Raw genomic sequence first — 21,046 nt, forward strand, 5'->3', positions numbered from 1 at the left:
GATGGCCGGCTGGGCCCTCTTCGTCGACTACGACGGAACGATCACCAACCTCGACACCTCCGACGTTCTGGTCTGCGCAAGCGCGGGACCGGAGCGTTGGAACGATCTCGAGGCGGCGCTACGCGACGGCAGCATGTCGCTGCGCGAAGTGCTCGCGGAGCAGTTCGCGCACGTTCGTCTCTCGCTGGATGACGCCGACGCGTTGTTGGCCGAACGGACCGTGCTCGACCCGACCTTTGCGCCGTTCGTGCGCGCATGCGAAGCGAGGAGCTGTAGCGTCACCGTGCTCTCGTCGGGCATTGCTCCGCTCATTCGCCGCGCGCTCGCGCGCGCCGAGCTCTCGCACGTTGCGGTCTACGCCAACGAAGTCGATGCCGATCCGCGGGGTTGGCGGCTGCGATTCCGCGATGACTCCGATAACGGCCACGATAAAGCTGCCGCGGTACGCGCGGCAAAGGAACGAGGCGCCTCCACGATGTTCATCGGCGACGGACACTCGGATTTCGAAGCGGCGCTCGTCGCCGACCGGCGCTTTGCCAAAAAAGGGCTCGCGCTGGAAGCGTACCTTCGAGAGCGCGGCGTAGCGTTCACGCACTTCGAACGATTCTCGCAGATCCAGGGATCGCTCTTCGCGACCCCCGGATCCGGAGAATCATTCCCCGTTGGCCGCGGAGAGCTTGGCTAACTGACCGTCCACGAATTGCATCGCGCGACGTAGCTGCGCGTCCTTCGCCGGGTCGCCGAAACGCGCACCTTTGTTCTCGGGCAGCACGATGTCGGGCGTGATGCCCAGGTGATTGATGTTGCGATTATGCGGCGTGAGGTATCGCGCCGTGGTGATTTTCACCGCCGAACGGTCCGGCAGCGGAAAGATCGTTTGCACGACGCCTTTGCCGAAGGTCTTCGTACCGATGATCGTCCCGACGTCGCTATCTTGAATGGCGCCGGAGGTAATCTCCGATGCCGACGCGGTGTATTGATTGACGAGCACCGCCAACGGCATCGGCGGAATCGCCGTGGCATCGGCCTCGAGCGTGGTAATGCTCGAAGCTCGCGATTCGACCGAAACGATCGGCCCGCTCGGGATGAATTTCGAACTCACCGCTACGGCCGCGTCGAGGTAGCCGCCGCCGTTGTCGCGCAGATCCATGATGATCGCTCGCGCGCCCTCCTGCTGCAGCCGGTCGAGCGCCGTCGTCAACTCGGCTCCGGTATCTTTGCCGAAGACCGTGACCGCGACGTACCCGATCTTGCCGGGAAGCATCTTCGGATAGACGCTGAGTTGGTGGATTTTCGCGCGCGTCAGCGTGATCGGCGCAAGCATTTTACCATCGCGCTCGATGGTGATCGAGACGGTCGTGCCGGCCTTACCGCGCAGGTGCGCGCTTGCGGTATTCAGCGACATTCCTTTGGTCGAAACGCCGTTGATCGCGGTGATTAAATCGTCTTGCTGCACGCCTGCTTTGTCGGCCGGTGCGTCGGGGACGACGTTACTGACCGCGATATACTTCGTCTTCGAATCGGTCTGAATCACGATGCCCGTGCCGCCGAAATCGGAGCCGTCGAGCCCCTGGTTCAGCGCCGCATACTCTTTGGGTGTGAGAAAGACGGTCCAACGGTCGTGAACCGACTTCATCATGCCGTCGATCGCACCATACGTTAGAGCATGCGCCCCGATCTTTGCACCGCCGAGCTTCGCCGCCGCATCGATCTGATGATCGATTGCATGGAGGTTGGCGTTCCCGGTCGGGCCCGCGAGCAGCGGCGGCAAGGTTTTCTTGATGCCGGCCTTCTTCAGTTGCGCCTGCAACGCGGTGTGGACGCCGTCCAAAACGTTTTGCGGGTCGACCTTTTTATAGAAGTCGGTGGTGAGGTGGCCGTAGCTGGTGGCGATTTCACTCGTATCGGTTGCGGTAAGGGTGCCGGATGCGGCCACGCTCGACATCGCCGAGAGCTGCACCATCATGGCACCCAAGATGCCGACGAGAGCCAAAGAGAAGAGACGTTTCATGATGCCTGCTAACGAATCAGTTTGCGCAATCGTGCCTTCGCGACGGCAAGTTGCTTGTCGCGAGGCGTATCGATCAGCATTGGGTCGGGATTCTGAGGAACGACGATATCCGGCATGATCCCCTTATGCTGGATATCGCGGCCGAGCGGCGTGACGTATCTCGCCGTCGTAATCTTGAGCGCGCCGTTGTTCGGCATATCGTAAATCGTCTGCACGACACCCTTCCCGAACGTTTTGGTGCCGATCAGGGTGGCGAGGTGATAATCTTGCAGGGCGCCCGCGGTAATCTCCGACGCGCTGGCGGTGTAACCGTTGACGAGAATGACCAGCGGTGAGAGGCCGCCGATCGCATCGCCGTCGGCCTCCTCCGTGATCTTGCTGCCGTCGCGCTTGATGGTCGAGACGATCGTGCCCTGCGGGATGAAGTAGCTCGATATCCGCACCGCAGCCTCGAGCAATCCGCCGCCGTTGTCGCGCAGATCGAGAATGTATCCCTTCGCGCCCTTGGCCTTGCCGTTCAACAGCGCGGTGCGGATCTCGTCGGCCGAAGTTTGCCCGAAGTCGGAGAGGCGAATGTAGTCGATGTTGCCTTCCATCTTCGCGTGCACGGTCGGAACCCGAATGATTTCGCGGACGATCGCGTAGCTATGCTCCGGGCTCGGAGTCGCTTTGCTCTTGGGAACGACGAACGCGTGCGTGGTGAGATGAACGACGGTGCCCTGTTGGCCGCGAATCATCTGCTCGACCTTATCGAGCGAAAGCCCGCGAATGCTGTGGCCATCGATGCTGTCGACGATCTCGCCGGGTTTCATGCCCGCTCGCGCGGCCGGCAGGCCTTCGATCGGCATCACGACGACCTGGAGATCCTTGAGTTGTTCGATATACACGCCGATGCCGCCGAAGTTGCCGCCCGAGAGCGATTCGGTTAAGCTCTGAATCTCCTTGGGCGAGAGATAGACGGTGTACGGATCTTTCACCGAGCCCATGATGCCGCGCAGCGCGGCTTCCTGCAGATCGGCGCGGCCTTGCGGCCCGAGCGCGCCGGCGTAATGCGCGTCGGCGTAACGCAACACGGCGGCGAGTTGCGCGGAATCTTGCGAAAGGTTGCCCGATGCGTCCTCGTGCGGGAGCGTCGGATTCGCGACGTGCTTGCTCTTCAAATAGGCTTCGATCCATTTCGACTCGCCGTTGACCGGCGTCTGCGCGGCGATCGGTTTGTAGAAACGATTCTGGAGCTTCTGCGCGGCGAGTTCGACCAGCGACGTTCCGTCGGAGGCGGCCAAGGTGGGCGCATCGCGATGCTCTTGAAAGTTCGTCATGCTGACGTGACTCTCGGAGAGCGCCACGGCGCTCGCGCGGTCGCGTAAATAGACCGCCCCGACGGCGGCAATAAGAACCACGATAAGCGCTCCCACGAGCGCGCGAAACGTTCCGGTCATAATCCTCTCGTATGTACCCGCATAGGGCTACCGGGAGTTGCTCTTCGCCACCATACTCCAAAACTCTTAACGAGCGGTGGGAAGCTTTTGGATGGGACGCCGGCTAGTGGAGGCGGGGGGCGGGGTCGACCGGCTTGCCGTTGATGCGAATCTCAAAATGAACGTGGGGGCCGGTTGCTAGCCCGGTCATGCCGACCGCGCCGATCGCCTGCCCGCGCTGCACGTGCTGGCCCACCGAAACGTAGATCGCCGACATGTGCCCGTAGCCGGTCGAAACGTGGCCGCCGTGGTCGATGAGCACGAAATTGCCGTAACCGCCGTACCACTGCGCGAGAATCACGGTGCCGGCCGCCGCCGCGACGATCGTGGTACCCGTCGGTGCCGCGATATCGAGGCCGGTGTGGAAGTCGGGCGCGCCTCCGAAGGGGTTGGAGCGCCACCCGAAGGGCGAGGTGATGGTGCCGTTAACGGGCCACGAGAACGATCGCGGTGCCCCTTCGTTGGGCGGCGGTATCGCACCGGCGATCCCGGCGGCGCGTCTTTGGGCTTCGCGTTGTGCCTCGAGTTCTCGCTGCCGCTCCTGGATGAGAGCTTCGAGCTGCGCCTCTTGCGCGGCGGAGAGGTCTTCAAGCTGCGCGACCTCGGTCGCCTTGCGGTTGCGCTGCTGGTCCGCAAGCGCGACCAAGTTGCGACGCTCGTCGGCCAGCGCTCCGAGTTGCGTGCGAGCCTGCCGTTGCGCCTGTTCCTCGGATGCCAGCGCAACCTGGCTCCGCTCGAGATCCGCCTGAGCGGACGCCACTTTCGCTTCGGTTTTCGCTCGCTCGGACACCGTACGTTCGTTGGCGGCGATCAGCAGCCGCAAATCTTCCCATCGCTCGACGAATTCGGTAAAGCTGCGCGCCGACAACAAAACGGCGGCATAGCTCATGTCACCGTTTTCGTAGATGTCGACCAAGCGCTTCTTGAGAAGGCCGTCTTGCAAGCGCAACGAGCGTTGCGCCGCGTCGAGCTGGGTCGTATTCCAAGCTAGGCGGCGTTCGGTCGATCGCTGCTGCTCGGCGAGCGAGCCCAGATGCTGATTGACGTTCGAAATCGCACCGTTGGTCTCGCTGAGCTGTGCCTGAAGTTGGCTTTCGGTCAATGCCGCGGCGTGCAACTCCACCCGTTTGAGGTGGAGCTTCGCTTCAAGCTTGTGGGCGCGACGGCTCTGAGCATCGATCCGCTGTTGCAGCGTCGTTCCGGCGCTCACCGTGCCGGGGAGCAGCAGCGCGAATACGAACAGCAACGAAACCAGTGATTTGAACGGCACTAGCGGCGCTTATCCTTTACGAAAACCGATCCGGTGAGAGACTTGGCGTAGCGCTTGAGCTCCGCGGCCATCTCGCCGATTTGCGCGTAGTTGGTGATTTGCCCGAGATCGTTAGCCACGATCGCGATCGAGAGCGACATAATGGGAGATCGATTGAGGGTACCACGACGATCTCGCGTTTCGATATACCCCGCTCGCAGGTCCTTGGCGGAGTAGAGGGCGCGAATGGCGAGATCGAACTCGGCGATGATCTCCCGGGCCACCTCTTCCGCGCGATCGGGGGCGGTCGCGAGGATAAAATCGTCGCCGCCGATGTGGCCGACGAAATCGTCGGGAGTTCCGCGGCGATGCACCACGTCCAGCGTCACCCGCGCGACCACTTGAATGGCCTCGTCCCCATGCGTGAATCCATAGACGTCGTTGAAGGCCTTGAAATTATCCAAGTCCAGATACAACACGGTGAACGGCTCGGCATCCCCGATGCGCCGACGAAGCTCGCCTTCGATCGCGAGATTACCCGGTAACCGCGTCAGCGGAGAGAGCGACGAATCGACTTCGACGCGTCGGATTTTCGCGCGAACGCGCGCTAGGAGTTCTTGCGGTCCGAACGGTTTGGTCATGTAATCGTCCGCGCCGGCTTCGAATCCGCGCAGCTTATCTTCGGTTTCGCCCTTCGCGGTGAGGATGATGATCGGGACGTTCGCGATGGCGAGATTGTGATGTTTTCGAATGCGCCGCGCAACCTCGTAGCCGTCCATGAGCGGCATCATGAGATCGAGCAACACGACATCCGGCACGTCGTCTTCGATTTTCTCCAACGCGTCGCGCCCGTCGATGGCGCTGGTAACGAGAAACCCCGCTAGCTCTAAGTTCGTCGCGATAATTTTGCGCAGGTTGCGGTCGTCGTCGACGACCAGCACTTTATGCGCGCCGAGATCGTTCGCGGCGTTCATTCGCGCACCGGCAGCGTGATGGTAACCAGGGTGCCGCTACCGAGCGTGCTTTCGACCGAGATCGATCCTCCGTGAGCGCGGACCAAAGCGCGCACGATGAAGAGTCCTAGGCCGGCACCGCTGGTGGAAGCGGTCATCTTCGGTTCGGCTCGATAAAACCGTTCGAAGATATAGGGCAGGTGCTCGGCGTCGATGCCGATGCCGCGATCTCGCACCGAGATGGCCGTCGAGGTGCCGATCATCGAGCCGCTCACCTCGACCGGCGCGCCCTCGCGCGAAAACATCATCGCGTTGCGCAGCACGTGCACGAGGATCTCGCGCAGCAGCGCGGGATCGCCGCAGACGTCGACGCCGAGCGTCCGGCGTTCGACCGGGTGATCGGCGGCCTCCAAAGGCAGCTCCGCGAGCGCGTCTTCGAGCAGGCGATCGAGCGCGATGCGCTCGCGTCGTCGCGGCAATTGATCGGCGCTCACCCGGGCCGCGCGGAGCAGTCCATCGAGCGCTCGCGCTAAGCGATCGGCCTGCTGATCGATCGTTCGCAAGTAATCGTCGCGGTCCAGCTTCTCATCCGATGGGTTCTCGCGCAGCGTCGTTGCGAACGCTTTAATCGTCGCCAGCGGCGTTTTGAGTTCGTGAGAAAGCGTAGCGAGCAACTCGCTCTTGAGTTGCTCGATCTGTTCGAAGCGTCGTTGCGGGCCGAACGAGACCAGATGGCCTTCGCCCGTTGCGACCGCAAGCGCGCGGATTTCCAGTGCGGGCTGCGAAACCGGCACCAGCGTCACGTGCGCCGACGTGCCGTCCAGGCCGATCAGCGCCTGCGTGTTATTGAAGAGCGCGGAGAACGACGCACCTATCGCCGCTTCGGATACGATCGTCGTGATCGCCGATGCCACGTCGCTCCATGCGAGAACGAGCCCGTCGTGCGACACCAGAGCCAGCCCATCGGTGGATAGGCGTACCAATGCATCGAACGGTATGTCGATGCGTTGCGACGATGCTACGTGCGTAGGTGTCGTCCGACCGAAATCCACGAAGCTACGACGCCGATGGCGCCGCCCACCAGAACGAGTTGGGCAACAAGCACCGGAAGGTCGACGCTTCCGGCATTGAGTTGCACCCACGGGAGCGCCAGCAGCAGCTTGGGCCAGAGTTCGTATTTCGAGATGGCCAGCACCACCACCGCGATCAGCGCGCCAAAGACTCCCGCAAGCAAACCTTCGCAGATAAACGGGAGGCGAATGTACATATTTGTTGCGCCGACGAGTTGCATGATCGATATTTCGCGGCGCCGGGCAAAAACCGTCAGCCGGATCGTGTTTGAAATAATGATTCCCGCGACCAGGAGAAAGACCCCGATCACGACGATGCCGATGCGGCGCAGGACGCCTCCGAGTTGGAGCAGCCGCTCGACCACCGTTTGCGGATAGACGACGTCTTGGACGCCGTGCATCTTACGAATCGCCGCGGCGACGGCGACGGTCTCTTGCGGGTCGCGCACGCGCACGCGCAGCTTATCCGGGAGCGGGTTCTGCGTCAGCAGCGAGGTATCGATGACGCCGTTGGTGCGGGCGCGCAGTTCGGCCAAGCCCTGCTTTTTCGATATGAATTGCACCGAACGAACCCGCGGGTCGCTAGCGATCGCATTGCGCAGCGCGTGCGTTCGCTGCGGCGTGATGTCGTACGAGAGGTACGCCGAGACTTCGATTTGGTTGAGTACTTGGTCGCCCAAGCCCGTGAGGGTGCCGCGAATGAAGAGAAACGCCCCTAGGAGCACGATCGTCATCGCGACGGTGCCGATGGCGGTAGCCTGCATGCCGGCGTTGCGCGTAAAATTGCGCAACACCTCACCCAGAAAGAACTTGACCTTGCCCCAGTCCAAGATAGTAATAGCCTCGTTCTTCGTCGGTGACGATCTTGCCGTCTTCGAGGCGCACGACGCGGCGGCGCATGCGATCGACGACGGCTTGGTTGTGGGTGGCGACGACGACGGTCGTCCCTTTGAGGTTGATGCGTAGAAGCAGTTCCATGATCTCGGTCGTATTCGATGGATCGAGATTGCCGGTCGGTTCGTCGCAGAGTAAAATTTTCGGATTGTTGACGAGTGCGCGGGCGATGGCCGCGCGTTGTTGTTCGCCGCCCGAGAGTTCGCCGGGATACATGCGGCTCTTGTGCGAGAGGCCGACGAGATCGAGCGCGCGCGGAACCTGTCGCATGATGTCGCGACTATGCGCGCCGGTCACTTGCATCGCGAACGCGACGTTCTCCCACACCGTTTTGTCGGAGAGCAATTTGAAGTCTTGGAAGACGACGCCCAGATGCCGGCGTAGCGCCGGAACGCGCGAGCGCTTGAGCTTCTCCACGCGGATGCCGTCAACGGTGATATCACCGGAGGTCGGCGTCGATTCGTGGTAGAGCAAGCGCAGCAGGCTGGATTTTCCCGTTCCGGAGTGGCCGACGAGAAAGACAAAGTCGCCTTTGGCAATCTCCAGGCTCACATGGTCTAGGGCGCGCACTCCGTTGGGATAGGTCAGAGAGACGCCGCGCAAAGAGATCATCGCTGCGGGAGGGTTTTACCTTTGGCCGCGAGCTATACCTTCGGGCTATGAATTTCGATTTAACCGACGAGCAGAAAGCCATCCAGTCCCTCGCCCGCGAGTTTGCGCAAGACGAGGTAAAGCCCAAGGCCGAGGAGATGGACCGCGAAGAGCGCTTCCCGTACGACTTGGTAAAGAAGATGGCCGAGCTCGGTTTTATGGGATTGCCGTTCCCTGAAGAGTACGGCGGAGCCGGGGCCGACACGGTGAGCTATGCCCTGGCCGTCATGGAGATCGCCCGCGCCGACGCTTCGACCGGCATCACCATGGCCGCTCACGTCTCGCTGGGCGCGACGCCCTTCTATTTGTTCGGCACCAAGGAACAAAAGGAACGCTATCTGGTGCCGCTCGCACAGGGCAAGATGCTGTGGGGATTCGGCCTCACCGAGCCGAGCGCCGGCAGCGACGCCGGTAACTGCCAAACCAAAGCAACCCTAGCGGACGGTCGATGGACGATCAACGGCACCAAAGCCTTCATCACCAATTCCGGGACGGATATCAGCGGCGGCACAACGATCACCGCGGTCACCGGAAAACGCGCCGACGGCAAGCCCGAAATCTCCAACCTCGTCGTGCCGCAAGATGCGCCCGGATTCGCGCGCAGCAAAAAGTATCGCAAGATGGGCTGGCGCGCCTCGGATACGCGCGAGCTTTCGTTCGTCGACGCCACCATCCCCGAAGAGAACCTGCTGGGCCCGCGCGGCGAAGGCTACAAGCAGTTCCTCAAGATTCTCGACGGCGGCCGCATCTCGGTTGCTGCGCTCTCGATCGGCCTCGCGATGGGTGCCTACGACGAAGCATTGCAGTACGCTAAAGACCGCCATGCGTTCGGCAAACCGATTAGCAAATTCCAAGCGATCCAGTTCAAGCTGGTGGACATGCTCTGCGAGATCGAGCACGCCAAGATGATGATCCTCAAAGCCGCGTGGGAGAAGGACAACGGTCGCGATTTCGTCCAGACCGCCAGCCTCGCCAAACTCTACTCCGCCGAAGTTTCGCGCCGCGTCGTCAACGAGGCCGTCCAGATTCACGGCGGCTACGGCTTCATGGACGAATACCCGGTCTCGCGCATGTATCGCGACCAGAAGATCAACGAAATCGGCGAAGGCACGAACGAAGTGCAGCGCGTGGTCATCGCCCGCTTGATGGGCCTATAACGCAAACGTTCTTCCTGTGGAGGTTGCCTTTCATGAAACTCGCACGTCGTCTTTCGGCCCTGCTCGGCATCGCGCTCTTCGCGATGCCGGTGCTCGCGCTCGCCGCGCTACCCGTCGGCAGCAAAGCCCCCGATTTCACGCTGCAAGCATCCAAGGGCGGGAACGTCTTCCCGTTTTCGCTCGCCGCAGCGTTGAAGAAAGGTCCGGTCGTGCTGTATTTCTACCCCGCGGCGTTTACGACCGGGTGCACGATTGAAGCGCACGATTTCGCCGACGCAATCGGCAAATACAAAGCGCTCGGCGCAACGGTGATCGGCGTCTCGCACGACCCGATCGCGAAATTACAGAAGTTCTCGGTGAGCGTGTGCCGCAGCAAGTTCGCCGTCGCCGCCGACAGCACGCAGTCGGTCGAAAAAGCCTACGACGCCGTGCTGAAGCTCGCACCGGCCTACGCCGATCGCACGTCGTACGTCATCGCACCCAACGGCACGATTCTCTACACGTACACCAACCTCAATCCCGACCAGCACGTCACGAACACGCTCGCAGCGCTGCGAGCCTGGAAGGCCAAGCAGCAGTAGTAACGCGGCCGGTGCGCGGTGCTGAGATCGCCTACACCATTGGGACGGGGACGCCCATTTTTTCGCATCGTGCGAAAAAATTGCTCCGTTCGTCGTCGCTCCCGCCATCCTGGCTCCGCTCCTCCCTCACAGGCCCCGTCCCAACGGCGTAGGCGCCCTCAGCACCGCACACCGGCCGCTGATAGCTATTCGCCGGAGGCTTTGGTGCGGGCGTCGATGGCGGTGATGTTGCGCGGGGCGACGTCGATGGTGGCGATCTCGGGCAGATCTTCGGCTGCGAAGGCCGCGTCTTCTTTGAGCTTGCGGCCTTGCGGTAGGAGGCGGCCTTCGTAGGTTGCGACGCCTTCGTTGAATGCGCCGACCGACCGTTCGAGATGTTTGCCGATGTTGACCAGTCGCTCCGCGAAGCGCGTGGTGCGGTCGTAGAGTTCGCGTCCGATTGCGGCGATGCGTTTGGCGTTCTCTTCTTGTTTGACGGCTTGCCAGCCCATGGCGAACGAGCGTAGGAGGCTGATCAGCGAGAGCGGGCCGGCGATGAGCACGCCTTTATCGAGCGCGTATTCGATCAGCGTGGGGTTTTCGTTGAGTGCGGCGCTGAGGAAGGCTTCGCCGGGGACGAAGAGGATGACGAAATCGGCCGAGCCTTCGGCGGTGTGGTAATTGCGTTTGGAGAGGGCATCGACGTGGTCGGAGAGCGCGCGGGCTTGCTGGCGCGTGAGTTCGCGGCGCGCGGCTTCGTCGGAGGCTTCGAATGCGGCTTGAAGCGCGTCGATCGGGGTCTTGGCATCGACGAAGACGCGCCGGTTGCCCGGCAGATTGATCGTCATGTCGGGGCGCGACGTGCCGGTTTCTAATACGACGTTCTGCTGCTCTTCGAAATCGCAGTACGAGAGCATTCCGGCTTTTTCGACGACGTTGCGTAATTGAATTTCGCCCCATTTACCGCGCGTTGCGGGGTTGCGCAGTGCGGTCACGAGCGTTGAGGTGTGGCTCGAGAGTTGGGCCGTGGTGAGCTCGAGTTTTTCGGCGCGCGAGAGGAGCGAGGCGATTTGTTCTTTGAGGCCGCCGGTATCGGCGTTACGTTTGCTTTCGATCTCGCGTACGAATGCGTCGAATTCGGTGAGCTTTTGTGCGATCGGCGCGACGAGTTCGCCGACGCGTTCGCTGGCGCGCGAGGCGGTTGTTTCGCGCAGTTCCGACTTGGTGCGTTCGAGCAGGGCTTCGATGGCGTGTTGTTGCTTTTCGGAGGTCTCGGCGAGCGTGGCTTGCAGGCCCGCGGCGAGCGCTTGGGCCGCGCTTGCGGCGCGTTCGGCATCGCTGCGGAGCTGTTCTTCGCGCTGCACGCGTTGTTGTGTTTCGTCGGCTCGCGCCAATGCGGCGGTGAGACGTTCTTGCGCGCGTACGAGCGCGCTCTGCGAGATCGTGCGAAGCACGAGCGCGCCTATTGCGAAGCCGATACACAGGGCAACGATGGCGATTGCGATGGGGTTCTCGATCACGGCGTCGGCGTTCCGACGTATTTGGTGAGGAACGCGAGCGTTCGCTTCCACGCGTCGTGCGCCGCCACGGCCACGTATGAAGCGCGCTGATCGTCGAAGAAGGCATGTCCGGCGGTGGGATAGATGCGGATGTCGTTCGGTACGTGCAACGCGGCTTGAAAAGCGCGGACATCGGCGGCCGGGATGCTGGTGTCGCGTTCGCCGTAGCTGCCGCAGATCGGTACGTCGACAAAATCGGGTTCGATGCCGTCGACGGCGCCGTAGAACGGTGCAGCGGTCGTAAAGAATTTGCCGTTGTCGATCGCTTGTTGCAAAACGATGTGGCCGCCCATGCAGAATCCCGTCACGCCGGTCTTGGCTTTGGGCGAGCGTTCTTTGGCCCATTCGGCCGCTGCGCGAATATCGCCGTCGTATTGTTGGCGATCGAGTTGTTGGTAGTAGGGGCGAAAGACGGCGATATCGGAGACGCCGTCGCCGCTGGGCGCTTTGAAGCGCGAGTAAAGGTCGGGCGCAATCGCAACGAAGCCGGCTTTCGCATAGCGCCGGACGACGTCGCGAATCGAGGTGTCGACGCCCCAAATGTGCATGACGACGACGAGCGCCGGCGTTGCGGCATGCGCGTTGGCCGGCCATGCGGCATAGGCGTCGATCGTCGTATCCGGGCGCTTAAGGGAGATGGATCGCGCGACGATGCTCGGATCGTCCGGTGCCACCAGCGGCGGATGCGGGCGGCCCAGCGTCTCGGCCATGGCGGCTCCGGTCGCGGCTGCCGCCCCGGCCGCGGCCGAGATGCCCACGAATGCGCCGCGCGAAAATTCCGGCGAAGTGGACTGCGTGGGGTCGACCGGATCTTTCATACTGCCTATCTTCTTTTGTGTCGCCGTGCTCACCCGCGCTAGAGGTTGGATCGAGCCGAAACGGGGAACCAAGTCCTCAACCGATTCCTTGATGAGAGGTCCCCATGCACGCGAAGTCTCCTCTGCGCATTGCGGTCGCGCTCACCATGCTCGCCTTTGGGGCCAGCGCGTGCTCGAGCCCTCCGCCGGCGACGACCGGCGCGGCGACCACGTCCGCATCCGCGACCGGCGCGCTGTACGATGCGTCGGCATTGCCGTCGGGGCCGTTAGGCCAGGAAATTCGGTTGGGCCACGACGTCATCGATAACCCGGCAAAGTATCTCAAAGCCGACGTGACCGCGAACATGACGTGCTCGTCGTGCCATATCGCCGCCGGGACCGTGCCGCGCGGCGCGTCGCTCGCCGGCGTCTACGCTCGGTTTCCGCAATACAACAAGCGCTCGAAGCGCGTGATCGCGCTACAGGACCGGTTGGCGGAGTGCTTCCTCTACAGTATGAACGGCCGGGCCCCCGCCTACACGAGCAAAGAGATGATCGCGATGGTGGCCTACCTTGCGTACATCTCGCGCGACGTTCCCGTCGGCACGCCCAAAGCGAAGGCCGATAGTTTCGCCGTCACGGTGCCGAGCACCGCACCGGACGTTGCCGATGGCGGTAAGCTGTACGCGCAGAAATGCGTGACGTGCCATCAAGCCAACGGCGCGGGCATTAGCGGCGCGTTCCCCCCGCTGTGGGGAGCAACGTCGTTCAACAGCGGCGCAGGCATGGCGAACCTTGCCAACATGACGGGCTTCGTCAAATACAACATGCCGCAGAACGCACCCGGAACGCTTTCGGTCAAAGAAGCCTACGACATCGCGGCGTTCGTACTCTCGCATCCCCGCCCGAAGTTCAACGGCTCGGCGCCCATGTCGTCACCGGCATTGCCGGCGAAGTTCTTCTAGCGCTCCAGCGTCGCAAGAAATGCGTTCGCGACCGGCGGTAGCGCGCGGCCGTGGGCGGTGACGACGCGGAAGTCGCGATCGAGAGCGAGGTCGTCGATGGTTAGGGCGCGCACGCTGCCCAGGGCGAGCGCGCGTTCGACCGCGAGCTCGGAGAGGATCGCAACGCCCCAGCCCGCTTCAACGGCGCAGACGATCGCTTCACCGTTCGGAAATTCGATCGCGATCGGCGGCGTAACGCCACGGCGCAGCAGCGCTTCGTAACCGTGATCGCGCGTTCCCGAGCCCGCTTCTCGGCTTACGAACGCGTACGCGGCGAGCGCTTGCGCGGTGATGCGCGTTGCATCGCTGAGCGGATGGCCGCTCGCGGGAACGATTAATACCAAACGGTCGCCGCCGAAGCGACGCACGTCGACGCCGGTCTCGTCGACGGTGCCTTCGACTAATCCGATCCCGGTTTCGCCCGCGAGCACGCGTGCGACGACCGCGCTGGTGTTGACGATTTCGACGTTCGGTGCGACGCCCGGATGTTTCGCGCAAAAAGCGCGCAAGGCGCCGGGCAGCACGTACGATCCGATCGTCAGCGTTGCGGCGACGTGCAACTCACCGCGTTCGCCCCGCGCGTACTCATGCACTTCGCGAACGAAAGCGTCGATCTGTTCCCCGATGAGCTCCGCGCGGGCCGCCACAAAGAGGCCCGCCTGGGTGAGCTGGGGCCGGCCGCGTTGCGGTTCCATCAGCCGGATCCCGAGGGATCGCTGGAGTGCGGCAAGCTGCTGGCTAACGGCCGGCTGGGTGATGCGGAGCGCGCGCGCCGCCTTCGTAAAGCTGCGCTGCTTGGCAACTTGGCGGAGCGACTCGAGCTGGCTCAACGTTATATCCATAAGTAATACTATAGCAAATCAATTGAAATAATACTTTGACTTATAAACGGCGCAGATTTACGATAAGCGTGTCGTGAACCATGCGTGCGCTCTGCACGCCTCGCACGACGTCAAGGAGCCAGATTCGTGAAAATACTCCCCGGCCTCATCCTGTGCGTGGCGATCGCGCTCGTCGCGACCCTGCTCGGCTGGTGGTTTCCGCTCATCGGGGGGCCCGTTTTCGGAATTCTGATCGGCGTCGCGATCACGGCGGTGCGCGCACCTGCCGCGCCGCTCGTGCCGGGCATCGCCTTTTCGAGCAAGAAACTCTTGCAATGGTCGATCGTGCTGCTCGGCGCGCATCTCTCGCTCGCGCAGATCGAGCGCGGCGGCGCGGCGTCGCTTCCGGTTATGCTTGGAACGCTGGTGGTGACCCTGACGCTCGCGTATGTGATCGGTCGCGTGCTGGGACTCGATAGAGACCTGCGCCGTCTGCTCGGCGTAGGCACGGCGATCTGCGGCGGTTCCGCGATCGCGGCGATGGCGAGCGTGATCGAAGTCGAGCAATCGGACGTCGCGTACGCGATGGGAACGATTTTCTTCTTCAACGTGGTAGCGGTGCTGACGTTTCCGGCGCTCGGACACCTGATGCATCTCTCGCAATCGGCGTTCGGCTTATGGGCCGGGACCGCGATCAACGATACTTCGTCGGTCGTCGCCGCGGCATTCTCATACGGTCACGTCGCCGGCAACACGTCGGTGATCGTCAAGTTGACGCGTACGTTGCTGATCGTGCCGATCGTCGCGTTTTACGGATGGAAGCGCATGACGAGCGCGCGGAAAGGCGATACGCCCATCGCTTGGAGCGCGATTTTTCCGTGGTTCGTCGTGTGGTTCATCGTCGCCGCGGCGCTGAACTCGTTCGGCGCGATTCCGGCCGCGTTCGCGCAGCCTATCCAACAGCTCGCGCTCTTCACGATCGTCGCCGCGCTCGCCGGCGTCGGACTGTTGTCCGACGTGCAGAAGATGCGCGCCGCCGGTTTGCGCCCGCTCGCACTCGGCGCGATTCTATGGGTGGCCATCGCGTGCTCGAGCCTGCTCATCGCGCACTTCGGACACATCGGTTAGTCGCATTTCACGAGCGAAACGACGTCATGACGTGATGCCGAAACTGTTGGGTGAGTTCGGGTTGGTAGCGTGAGGGCTCCCACATGAGCCCGATGCTACGCCGGCAGATCGGCTCGCCGATGCGAATGTTCGGCGGCGCACCTTCCAGCGGGGCAAGCGCGGCGGGGATGATCGCGACGCCCAAACCCACGGCCACCAAGCCGCGCAGCGTCGCAATCTCCTCGCCTTCGAACGCGATCTTCGGTACGAATCCCGCCTGCGCGCAGAACGCGTCGGTGAGCGTGCGCAAACCGTAGCCTTCGCGCAAACACACGAATGTATCGTCGCGCAATTCGGCCAGATTCACGACGCGGCGTTTGGCGAAGCGATGCCCGCGCGGCACCACCAGGAACAATTCTTCCGACGCGAGTTGTACCGCCTCGATGCGTTCGCTTGCGGGCGGAACGGGCGAGACCAGCGCGAGATCGACATCGCCCGCTTCCAGTTCCGCGAGGATGATGTGCGAAGCATTCTGCAAGAGTTGAAAGCGCGCGCGGGGGTGTTGCGCCCGAAAGCTCGCGATGAGATCCGGGACGATGCGCGTTCCGAGGGCGTGAGCGAAGCCGAACGCGATCACCCCGGCGTCGCGGTCGGCTAGGTCGGTCACCTCGCGGCGCCCGGCCTCCAGGGCCGCGAGCGCGCGCTCCGCATACCCCAAGAACGCCCGTCCGTACCGATTGAGCCGGACGGAGCGGCCGCGGTGATCGAACAGGGCCACCCCGAGGTCGCGCTCCAGGCGGCCGATCGCTCGGCTCAGCGCCGGTTGGGTGATCGCCAGCTCCTCGGCGGCTTGGGTGAAATGCTCGGTTCTGGCAACCACCCGGAAGTAGGCCAGCTGCTGGAGTTCCATATCCGAGTATTCATTCCATCAACGACATAAATCTTTCTTCTTGCCGTCATTGGAGGGTACGATTTGTGGGAGTAAGATGGTGGTACTGAGCTAGAGCGAAATGCCTGGTTCGGATTTTTCGCGTTTGCTCGTGCGAGCAGGTCAGACGGAGTACAAGAGTGCCGGACACGATGGTTCACGTTACCCTCCCCGAGATGGGGGAGTCGGTCACGCAAGGCGCGATCGTGGAATGGCGCAAAAAAGTCGGCGACTTCGTGACCGAGGGCGATACGCTGGTCGATATTACGACCGACAAAGTGGACGTTGAAGTACCGGCTACGGCGACCGGCGTGATTACCAAATTGATGGCGGCCGAGGGCGATAGCGTCGACGTCGGCGCACCCCTGGTTGAAATCGACACCAGCAAAGTCGCAAGCTCGAACGGCGCCACGCACGCGAACGGCGCAACGGTGAGCATGCCCGAACGAGTTGAGAGCGCGCCCAAGCAGGCTGCGAGCGAGCCGAAGCTGATCGATATCACGCTGCCGGAGATGGGCGAATCGGTGGCCGAGGGTTCGATCATCGAGTTCCGCAAAAAAATCGGTGAATTCGTGAGCGAAGGCGATACGATCGTCGAAGTCACCACCGATAAAGTCGACGTGGAAGTGCCCGCCCCGAGTTCGGGCGTCGTCACGCAACTCTACGCGCAGCCCGGCGACACCGTCGCCGTCGGCGCCAAGCTAGCGCAGATCGACGCGAATGCGGCGCCAAGCGGCGTCCCTGCAAAACCGAGCGTCGCCCCGGCCCCCGCTCCGGCGCAGCCTGCGGCCGCCGCGCCCGCACCGCCGGCGGCGCGCAGCGCCAACGTTGTAGCATCACCGCAGGCGCAGCGTGTCGCGCGCAAGCTCGACGTGGACCTCGCGCTCGTACGCGGAACGGGCCCGAGCGGTATGGTTCTGCGCGCGGACGTGCAAGCGCAACGCGAGAGCGCGAAACGCAAAGCATCTAGCGCCTCTCCCGCGCAGCAAATGGTGCCGCTGGCCACGGGTGCCAACGTCACGACGCTCAAGGGCCCCGCCGCCGCGCTGATCGGCTACATGGAGCAGTCGCTCGCAATTCCAACGGCCACGAGCTTCCGCACGCTCGCGGTCGACGCGATGGACGCGCGACGCAAGCAGCTCAACGCGGCGCTCAAGACGGCCGGTCGCAGCGAAAAGATTTCGTTCACGCACCTGGTTGCCTACGCGCTGGTGCGCGCGGCGCACGAGATGCCGTTCATCACCTATAGTTTCCGTCGCGACGAAAAGGGCGTTCCGCAACGCGTCGAGCCCGGCATTCACCTCGGCCTTGCCGTCGATAGCGAGCGTAAGGATGGGACGCGATTCTTGGTTGTCCCGGTCATCAAGCATGCCGATGCGCTCGATTTCGCGGGCTTCTACGCCGCCTATCAAGCGTTGGTCGCGAAGGCTCGCGATAACAAACTCGGCGCCGACGATCTGCAAGGTGCCTCGTTTACGTTGACCAATCCGGGCGGCATCGGCACCGTCGCATCGGTACCGCGCCTGATGGCGGGGCAAGGCGCGATCCTTGCGACCGGCGCGATCGGCTATCCGGCGGGATTCGCCGGTGCGAACGAAGCGGCGCTGCAGCAGTTGGGCGTAGCGAAGGTCATGCAAATGACCAGCACGTACGATCATCGCGTCATTCAGGGCGCGCAGTCCGGCGAATACTTGCGCCGCGTCGACCAGTTCTTACAAGGCAACGACGGCTTCTACGACGCGATCTTCGCATCGCTCGCGCTCGGTGCGCCGGCAGCCGTTCCGGCTGCGCGAGCAGCCCAGGCCCCCGTCGTACGGGAAGAACCGATCGCGCAGAATGTCTCCGATGAAATGTTGCGCGCGGTTGCGGCGGGCATGGCGCTCGTCTCGGCGTATCGCACGCACGGGCATCTCGCTGCGCACCTGGATCCGCTGGGCTCGCAACCGGTCGGCGACCCCAAGCTCGATCCGGCCACCTATAGCCTTAGCCCCGCGCTGCAGAGCGCGATCCCGGCATCGGTGCTCAACGTGAAGCTCCCGGGCGCGACACTGGCGGATATTCTGCCGCGCCTGCGCGAGACGTACAGCTCGACGATTGCGTACGAGTTCGAGCACATCTCGAATACCGAACAGCGCCGTTGGCTGCGCGAAAATATCGAATCGGGCGCATATCGCCTCGCGCTCAGCCGCGAACGTCAAGTTGAATTCCTTGCGCGGCTCACGCGGGTGGAAACGCTCGAACGCTACCTGCGCAAGACGTTCCTCGGGCAAAAAACCTTCTCGGGCGAAGGCCTCGACATGATGGTGCCGATGCTCGAAGAGGCGTTGGATATGCTCTCCGACGACGGCGTACCCAACGCGGTGATCGGCATGGCGCACCGCGGGCGCCTCAACGTCATCGCGCACGTCGTCAACGCTCCGTACGAGGAAATCGTCGGCGAGTTTGAAGCCGCGCACCAGCGCGGCGAAGTCGGCGGCGACGACGTCACCGGCGACGTGAAGTATCATCACGGCGCGACCGGCGTGTACACGAGTTCGGGCGGCAAGCAAATCATGGTAACGCTCGCGCACAACCCGAGCCATCTCGAAGCGGTCGACCCGGTGGTCGAAGGCCGCGCTCGCGCATTGCAGACGGACCACGCGCACAATCGGCCGGCGTACGACGTCAAACGAGCCGCACCGATCCTCATTCACGGCGATTCGGCCTTTACCGGCCAAGGGATCATCTCGGAAGTTTTCAACTTGCAGTCGCTCCACGGGTATGCGACGGGCGGTACGCTGCACATCATCGGCAACAATCAGATCGGCTTTACGACCGATTCGCGCGATTCGCGCTCGACCCGTTACGCGTCGGATCTCGCGAAAGGCTTCGACGTGCCGATCGTGCACGTCAACGCGGACGATATCGATGCGTGCATCTCGGCGGTTCATTTGGTGCTCGAGTTCCGCAAGCGGTTCGGGCGCGACGTGCTGATCGATCTGATCGGCTACCGTCGCCCCGGTCACAACGAGCAGGACGAACCGGCCTACACGCAGCCTTTGATGTACGAGAAGATCAAGGCACATCCGACGGCCCGCGAACTCTTTGCGAGCAAGTTGATCGCGCAAGGCATTATCGATGCGGAAGCGGCCAAGAAGATGGTCGACGATGCAACCGCGCAACTTCAGGAAGCCTACAAGGCCGTGAAGAGCGAGCGCGGCCCGGGGCTGATCGAGAAAATCGCGCAATCGGCGCCGCTCCCCACCGCCACGCTCGTGCCGATCGAAAAGCAGAAGCTCCTAGCGTGGAGCGAAGCGCTGGTCGGCGTACCGAACGGTTTTACCATCAACAAAAAACTCGTAACGCAGTTCGACCGGCGCCGGGCGTTGATCGCGGAAAAGGGGCTCGTCGACTGGGGCATGGCCGAAGGTTTGGCCTTCGCGTCGCTGCTTGCGTCGGGCGTGCCGATTCGCATCACGGGCCAGGATACCGAGCGCGGAACGTTCAGCCATCGCCACGCGGTGTTGCACGATCCGGCGACCAATCGTCAATTCGTGCCGCTCCAGCACCTGGCCGATGCCGCCGCGTCGTTCGAGATTCACAACAGCCCGCTCTCGGAGTATGCGTGCGTCGGCTTTGAATACGGCTACGCCGCTGCGATCCCGAAAGCGCTCGTGTTGTGGGAGGCGCAGTTCGGCGACTTCGTCAACGGCGCGCAGATCATCCTCGACCAATTCCTCGCAGCCGGGCAAGCGAAGTGGGGGCAGACGTCGCGTTTAACGCTGCTGCTGCCGCACGGTTACGAAGGGCAAGGGCCGGAGCACTCCAGCGCTCGCCTCGAACGCTTCCTCCAACTCGCCGCGGAAGGCAACCTGCGGGTCGCGTATCCGTCGAACGCGGGGAACTATTTCCATCTCTTGCGCATGCAGGCGGGTTCGCCGAATCCCGTGCCGCTGGTGGTGATGACGCCCAAATCGTTGCTGCGCCAAGAGATCGCATCGGGCAATATCGACGACATGGCAACCGGTACGTTCAAGCCGGTCATCGACGACCCCAACGTCACGGATCGCTCGAAGATCGAGCGCATCATCCTATGCACCGGCAAAATCTATTACGATTTGGCCGGCGCACCGGCGTACGCGAACATGAAGAAAACCGCGATCGTGCGCATCGAGATGCTCTCGCCGATTCCGGCTACGGAAATCAACGCGCTCTTCGAGACGTATCCGAATCTCAAGCGCGTCGTATGGGTGCAAGAGGAGCCGAAGAACATGGGCGCCCGCGGCTACGTGCGGCGTCGCCTTCTCGAACGTTTCGATAAGCCGCTCGATATCGATTACGTCGGGCGCGGCTACCGCGCAAGCCCGTCGGAAGGCTACCCGGGCGCGCACGCGGTCGAACAAGAACGTATCATCGCTGCGGCGTTGACCGAGTAACGTGGCGCGCAAACGCGAGATCGGCGAGGCGTTACTGCGGCGCGTCGATGGCGATCGCGTTGCCGACAATCTCGCCGGCGCCTACGCCGATATCGCGCCGGATTTCGTGCGCTACCTCACGGAGTTCGCTTTCGGTGAGATCTACGCGCGCGAGGGCGACCTGAAGCAGCGCGAACTGGTGGCGATCGCGTCGCTCGCGACCATGGGCGGGTGCGACGCGCAGCTGGAGACGCACGTGCACGGGGCTTTCAACGTGGGGTTGAGCCAAGACGAGATCGTCGAAGCGGTGATGACGTTGATCCCCTACATCGGCTTTCCGAAAGCGCTCGTCGCGATGGCGATCGTCAAACGCGTGGTCGAGAAGCGCTCCCGCACGAACCTCTAAAAACCCG

The 21,046-nt window shown here is 62.9% G+C and carries 18 protein-coding genes and 1 pseudogene; 8 read left to right on the top strand and 11 right to left on the bottom strand.

The window, feature by feature from the left end; all coding sequences use genetic code 11:
• The first annotated feature begins 1 nt into the window (after position 1).
• Positions 2 to 685: an HAD-IB family phosphatase gene (locus tag VMW12_12300; GenBank protein ID HUZ50498.1), complete on the top strand. Its 684-nt coding sequence runs from the start codon at positions 2 to 4 to the stop codon at positions 683 to 685.
• Here VMW12_12300 and VMW12_12305 read toward each other — a convergent pair.
• The 7 genes from VMW12_12305 to ftsE all read right to left on the bottom strand — a co-directional run bounded on the left by VMW12_12305 (position 653) and on the right by ftsE (position 8,267).
• A complete protein-coding gene (locus VMW12_12305; GenBank protein ID HUZ50499.1) occupies positions 653 to 2,011 on the bottom strand; it encodes a S41 family peptidase in 1,359 nt (452 codons plus the stop codon). The two genes, VMW12_12300 and VMW12_12305, sit on opposite strands and share 33 nt — an antisense overlap.
• A gap of 8 nt (positions 2,012 to 2,019) precedes the next feature.
• Positions 2,020 to 3,450 carry a S41 family peptidase gene (locus VMW12_12310; GenBank protein HUZ50500.1) on the bottom strand — a complete coding sequence of 477 codons (1,431 nt, stop codon included), beginning with the start codon at positions 3,448 to 3,450 and terminating at the stop codon, positions 2,020 to 2,022.
• Between the two features lie 103 nt (positions 3,451 to 3,553).
• Complete coding sequence (locus VMW12_12315; protein HUZ50501.1) at positions 3,554 to 4,759, bottom strand: peptidoglycan DD-metalloendopeptidase family protein; 1,206 nt, start codon at positions 4,757 to 4,759, stop codon at positions 3,554 to 3,556.
• A complete protein-coding gene (locus VMW12_12320; GenBank protein HUZ50502.1) occupies positions 4,759 to 5,712 on the bottom strand; it encodes a response regulator in 954 nt (317 codons plus the stop codon). Before VMW12_12320 ends, VMW12_12315 begins: the two co-directional genes overlap by 1 nt.
• Positions 5,709 to 6,743: a HAMP domain-containing sensor histidine kinase gene (locus VMW12_12325; GenBank protein ID HUZ50503.1), complete on the bottom strand. Its 1,035-nt coding sequence runs from the start codon at positions 6,741 to 6,743 to the stop codon at positions 5,709 to 5,711. Before VMW12_12325 ends, VMW12_12320 begins: the two co-directional genes overlap by 4 nt.
• Complete coding sequence (ftsX, locus tag VMW12_12330; protein HUZ50504.1) at positions 6,710 to 7,591, bottom strand: permease-like cell division protein FtsX; 882 nt, start codon at positions 7,589 to 7,591, stop codon at positions 6,710 to 6,712. Before ftsX ends, VMW12_12325 begins: the two co-directional genes overlap by 34 nt.
• On the bottom strand, positions 7,557 to 8,267 hold the full coding sequence (gene ftsE, locus VMW12_12335) for a cell division ATP-binding protein FtsE (GenBank protein ID HUZ50505.1): 711 nt from the start codon (positions 8,265 to 8,267) through the stop codon (positions 7,557 to 7,559). Before ftsE ends, ftsX begins: the two co-directional genes overlap by 35 nt.
• Before the next feature lie 47 nt (positions 8,268 to 8,314).
• Here ftsE and VMW12_12340 point away from each other — a divergent pair, with 47 nt between their 5' ends.
• A complete protein-coding gene (locus VMW12_12340; protein ID HUZ50506.1) occupies positions 8,315 to 9,463 on the top strand; it encodes an acyl-CoA dehydrogenase family protein in 1,149 nt (382 codons plus the stop codon).
• Between the two features lie 32 nt (positions 9,464 to 9,495).
• Positions 9,496 to 10,044: a peroxiredoxin gene (locus tag VMW12_12345; protein ID HUZ50507.1), complete on the top strand. Its 549-nt coding sequence runs from the start codon at positions 9,496 to 9,498 to the stop codon at positions 10,042 to 10,044.
• 185 nt (positions 10,045 to 10,229) lie between these two features.
• On the opposite strand, the gene VMW12_12350 is transcribed toward VMW12_12345, so the two are convergent.
• Complete coding sequence (locus tag VMW12_12350) at positions 10,230 to 11,543, bottom strand: DNA recombination protein RmuC (GenBank protein HUZ50508.1); 1,314 nt, start codon at positions 11,541 to 11,543, stop codon at positions 10,230 to 10,232.
• Positions 11,540 to 12,400 (bottom strand): dienelactone hydrolase family protein, encoded by an 861-nt coding sequence (locus VMW12_12355; GenBank protein HUZ50509.1) that lies wholly within the window; start codon positions 12,398 to 12,400, stop codon positions 11,540 to 11,542. The genes VMW12_12350 and VMW12_12355 overlap by 4 nt, the downstream gene beginning before the upstream one ends.
• Positions 12,401 to 12,546: 146 nt before the next feature.
• Between VMW12_12355 and VMW12_12360 the strand changes: the two are divergent.
• Positions 12,547 to 12,969 (top strand): annotated as a pseudogene (locus VMW12_12360) (hypothetical protein).
• A 51-nt stretch (positions 12,970 to 13,020) separates the two neighbouring features.
• Positions 13,021 to 13,344: a c-type cytochrome gene (locus VMW12_12365; GenBank protein HUZ50510.1), complete on the top strand. Its 324-nt coding sequence runs from the start codon at positions 13,021 to 13,023 to the stop codon at positions 13,342 to 13,344.
• Here the strand turns inward: VMW12_12365 and VMW12_12370 are convergent.
• On the bottom strand, positions 13,341 to 14,213 hold the full coding sequence (locus tag VMW12_12370; GenBank protein HUZ50511.1) for a LysR family transcriptional regulator: 873 nt from the start codon (positions 14,211 to 14,213) through the stop codon (positions 13,341 to 13,343). The genes VMW12_12365 and VMW12_12370 overlap by 4 nt on opposite strands.
• A gap of 138 nt (positions 14,214 to 14,351) precedes the next feature.
• On the opposite strand from VMW12_12370, the gene VMW12_12375 reads away from it, so the two are divergent.
• Entirely contained in the window at positions 14,352 to 15,332 is a 981-nt protein-coding gene (locus VMW12_12375; GenBank protein ID HUZ50512.1) for a YeiH family protein, read from the top strand.
• Between the two features lie 7 nt (positions 15,333 to 15,339).
• Here VMW12_12375 and VMW12_12380 read toward each other — a convergent pair whose 3' ends face one another.
• Positions 15,340 to 16,221 (bottom strand): LysR family transcriptional regulator, encoded by an 882-nt coding sequence (locus VMW12_12380; protein ID HUZ50513.1) that lies wholly within the window; start codon positions 16,219 to 16,221, stop codon positions 15,340 to 15,342.
• A gap of 170 nt (positions 16,222 to 16,391) precedes the next feature.
• On the opposite strand from VMW12_12380, the gene VMW12_12385 reads away from it, so the two are divergent.
• Together VMW12_12385 and VMW12_12390 are read left to right on the top strand one after the other, a co-directional pair.
• Positions 16,392 to 20,654 (top strand): multifunctional oxoglutarate decarboxylase/oxoglutarate dehydrogenase thiamine pyrophosphate-binding subunit/dihydrolipoyllysine-residue succinyltransferase subunit, encoded by a 4,263-nt coding sequence (locus VMW12_12385; protein HUZ50514.1) that lies wholly within the window; start codon positions 16,392 to 16,394, stop codon positions 20,652 to 20,654.
• Between the two features lies 1 nt (position 20,655).
• On the top strand, positions 20,656 to 21,039 hold the full coding sequence (locus VMW12_12390) for a carboxymuconolactone decarboxylase family protein (GenBank protein HUZ50515.1): 384 nt from the start codon (positions 20,656 to 20,658) through the stop codon (positions 21,037 to 21,039).
• Positions 21,040 to 21,046: the final 7 nt, after the last annotated feature.

This window comes from Candidatus Dormiibacterota bacterium (genome assembly GCA_035532835.1).
Lineage (GTDB): Bacteria > Vulcanimicrobiota > Vulcanimicrobiia > Vulcanimicrobiales > Vulcanimicrobiaceae > DAHUXY01.